Below are 3,316 nucleotides of genomic sequence, written 5' to 3' on the forward strand. Positions count from 1 at the left end.
GTGCCCCTCGGTGGCGATCTCGGCCACCAGGTGGTCGAGCCGGTCGCGGCGGCGGGCGGCGGCGATCACGGTGGCGCCCTCGCGGGCGAAGAGGCGCGCGGTGGCGTAGCCGACGCCGCTCGACGCCCCGGTGATGATGACGACTCGTCCTTTGAGCTTCATGGGTGTCCCATTAGAGGAAGTGTTGGATGCTGAATGTTGAATGCTGAATGCTCGCACGTCACCAAGGATCGGGCGTATTACAGGTTGGCCTGGTGCCACGCATTCTGTTGCGCCACATCTGCAATCTGCAATCTTGTCTCTGGATTATAGGGCCGAAGCATTTGCGCCGCAAATCATTCGGCCCTACACTGCTTGCATGAAACATTACTACCTGATCATGTTTTGCGCCCTGCTGGCGGCATGTGGAGCCCCGGCCTCCGCGACGGCGCCGACTACCGCGCCTACCCAGGCGGATGTGCCCGCGCCGACGGCAACGCCTCGCCCGATCTCGACGGCGACGGCCCTGCCGACGCCTCGCCCGATCTCGACAGCGACGGCCCTGCCGACGGCGACGGCCCTGCCGACGGCGACGGCCCTGCCGACCGAGACAGCCCTGCCGACGGCGACGGCCCTGCCAACATCCGCCGTCTCGCGCGCGCCAGTGCGGCTGGAGATCGCTGCGATCGGCCTGGATCGCCCGCTCGTTTCGGTGGGCCTCGACAGCCAGCGCGTGCCGATCGTGCCGAACCATGATGTGGGCTGGTACAACCTGAGCGCGCGCATCGGCGAGGGCGAGAATATCGTGCTCTGGGGCCACGTGCTGCGCTTTCGGTCGCGGCCCGATCTCCCCGCGCCCTTCGCTCGGCTCAAGGAGCTGGCGGTGGGCGCAGAGATCACCCTCTACGACGCGGCCGGCACCGCCCGCCGCTACGTGGTGACCCGCCAGGTCCAGGTGACGCCCGACCAGGTCGAGTTCATCCTGCCCCAGGGCCGCGAGCTGCTGACGATGGTCTCCTGCATCGGCGATAAGGTGGTGGTGGATGATAGCGTGGAGCTGAGCCACCGGCTGATCACGATTGCCGAGCCGGCCGGGGATTGAAAATCGTGATAAATACCTCAAATATCATCTCATCGTTGCGCTTTTATTGCTTGAGGCCATGCCCCCCCATGTTATAGTGAGACACTAGCGATATATACTCGGTGTGCTGAACAGAGCGGTGCCTCCTTCGCTGGATTGTGAAGCAGACGTATGTGTTGCTTCCTCGCGTCGGGCTCGCGATGTGTCGCCCTGAGTCTGCTGGTGCTTCTATGCGACTCACGCTCACCCCCGCATTGTCCTCCTGTTCACCACGTTCGCTGCGCTGCTGATCGGCGGCCTCAGCGGGCTGGTCTACTCGAGCGCGCGCGGCTCGCTCCAGCGGGCCGTGGAGGCTGAGCTCTACTCGACCGCGATCGAGAAGCGCGCGGCCCTCGACGGCTGGCTGGCTGATCGTCAGTCTGACCTGCTCGGTTTCAGCCGCTCGCCCGTCGTGCTGGCTGATGTCGAGCAGCTTGTCGCGGCGGATCTGCCAGTCGCCCATGGGCAGCTGGTGGCGGAGCTCCGTTCCCGCGTTGGGGCGGGCCTGCCGTTTCTTCGGCTGTTTGTGCTCCACCCGGACAGCGGTCAGGTCATCGCCTCGACGAGCCCGTCCGACGAGGGCAAGTATCGCGAGCAGAGCGCCTATTTTCTGAAGGGCCGCGATGGCACGCGGCTGGCGGTGCTGATGCTGGACCTGAATCGCTTCAAGCAGATCAACGATACGCTCGGCCACCGCAGCGGGGATATTGCGCTCCAGGTGACCGCGCAGCGCTTGCTCAAGAGCGTGCGGAAGACGGATCTGGTGGCCCGGCTTGGCGGCGGCGACGTCCTGATCGAGTGCGCCGATGAGGCGATGTATCGCGCGAAGCAGCGCGGGCTAGGGTACACCTTCTTCAGCCCTACTCACTGAGCCGATAGCCGACCCCCCACTCGGTCTGGATGATGTCGGCCTCGGGGTTAACCTCGGCGATCTTGGCGCGCAGGCGGCGGATGTGGACATCGACCGTCCGCGCGTCGAGGTAGTCTTCCTGCCCCCAGACATGGCGGAGCAGGGCGTCGCGGCTGAAGACCTGGCCGGGGCTGCGGGCGAGGAAGGCGAGCAGCTCGAACTCGCGGGGTCGCAGGTCGAGGGCGGCCCCCTGGAAGGCGGCGCGGCGGCGGGGCTGGTCGATCTCCAGGCGGCGCGCGGCGGCGGGGGGAGTCGGGGATGTCTCGGCGAGGCGGGCGCGCAGGGCGGCCACCTCAGCGGATCGGCGCAGGAGGGCGCGGGCGCGGGCGGCTAGCTCGCGCACGGAGAAGGGCTTGACGACATAGTCGTCGGCGCCGAGCTCCAGCCCGACCACGCGGTCGATCTCATCGCCGCGGGCGGTGAGGAGGATCACTGGAGCCTCCTGGCCGCGCTCGCGCAGGCGGCGCAGCACCTCGAAGCCATCGATGCCAGGCAGGCCGACATCGAGCAGGAGCAGGTCGGGCAGCCGCTCGGCGACGGCGGCGAGGGCGGCCTCGCCGCTGCCGACGGACTGCACGGCGAGGCCCTCGCGCTCCAGGCGCTCGCGGATAGCGGCCACGATCGCGGGCTCATCATCGACGATCAGGATGCGCTGCATAAATGAATGTTGAATGTTGAATGTTGAATGTTGAATTCTGAATTCTGAATTGGGTTCAATTCAACATTCAACATTATGACGGCCGCCGCCCGAGCTCGCCGGCCTGCCAGCGGATGTTGCCGCGCAGGAGCAGGTTGGAGGAGCGCAGCTTGTAGGAGAGGTCCGAGGCCATGTTGCGCATGACCTTGTAGCCGATGCGCGGGTTCCGGTCGCAGAGCGCGGCGAACTCGCGCTCCTTGATCACCAGGAAGACACAGGGGTCCACGCAGGTCACGGTGGCGGAGCGGGTGGCCCCGCCGAGCAGCACCATCTCGCCGAAGCTCTGGCCGCCGTAGAGCATATTGATCGTGCTGGGGGTCATCGCGCCCTGGGACGAGCGGGTGATCAGGGAGACGCGCACGCAGCCTTCCATAATGATGATCAGCTCATCGCCGTCATCGCCCTCGTCGAACACAACCTGGCCGGCACCCATCTTCTGAACACGGCAGAGGGTGGCGATCTGGAGGGTCTCTTCATCAGTCAGGCCGCCAAAGACTTCGACGCGGCGCAGGTGCTCCACGATGTTCGCACTCATCGGTGATATTCCTCGTGAGTTTTATAGGGAGGTACAGTATAGCATAATCGCCCGGCGCTGCTCGGCGATGATGCT

Annotated in this window: 5 protein-coding genes; 2 read left to right on the top strand and 3 right to left on the bottom strand. The window is 65.9% G+C overall.

Annotation, left to right across the window (positions count from 1 at the left end):
• Window positions 1–162 (bottom strand): SDR family NAD(P)-dependent oxidoreductase (locus K2Z83_RS09390; RefSeq protein WP_220595000.1); only part of this gene is annotated, 162 nt, incomplete at its 3' end.
• Window positions 163–358: 196 nt separating this feature from the next.
• Here K2Z83_RS09390 and K2Z83_RS09395 point away from each other — a divergent pair.
• On the top strand, window positions 359–1,081 hold the full coding sequence (locus K2Z83_RS09395) for a sortase (RefSeq protein WP_220594912.1): 723 nt from the start codon (window positions 359–361) through the stop codon (window positions 1,079–1,081).
• A 325-nt stretch (window positions 1,082–1,406) separates the two neighbouring features.
• The gene (locus K2Z83_RS29835) at window positions 1,407–1,970 is read left to right on the top strand and encodes a diguanylate cyclase domain-containing protein (RefSeq protein WP_220594913.1); all 564 of its coding nucleotides are present in this window, start codon (window positions 1,407–1,409) and stop codon (window positions 1,968–1,970) included.
• Here K2Z83_RS29835 and K2Z83_RS09405 read toward each other — a convergent pair.
• Window positions 1,960–2,667: a response regulator transcription factor gene (locus tag K2Z83_RS09405; RefSeq protein WP_220594914.1), complete on the bottom strand. Its 708-nt coding sequence runs from the start codon at window positions 2,665–2,667 to the stop codon at window positions 1,960–1,962. The genes K2Z83_RS29835 and K2Z83_RS09405 overlap by 11 nt on opposite strands.
• Window positions 2,668–2,740: 73 nt before the next feature.
• A complete protein-coding gene (locus K2Z83_RS09410; RefSeq protein ID WP_220594915.1) occupies window positions 2,741–3,241 on the bottom strand; it encodes a Crp/Fnr family transcriptional regulator in 501 nt (166 codons plus the stop codon).
• Between the last annotated feature and the right edge of the window lie 75 nt (window positions 3,242–3,316).

It is taken from the genome of Oscillochloris sp. ZM17-4, from assembly GCF_019599295.1.
Lineage (GTDB): Bacteria > Chloroflexota > Chloroflexia > Chloroflexales > Chloroflexaceae > Oscillochloris.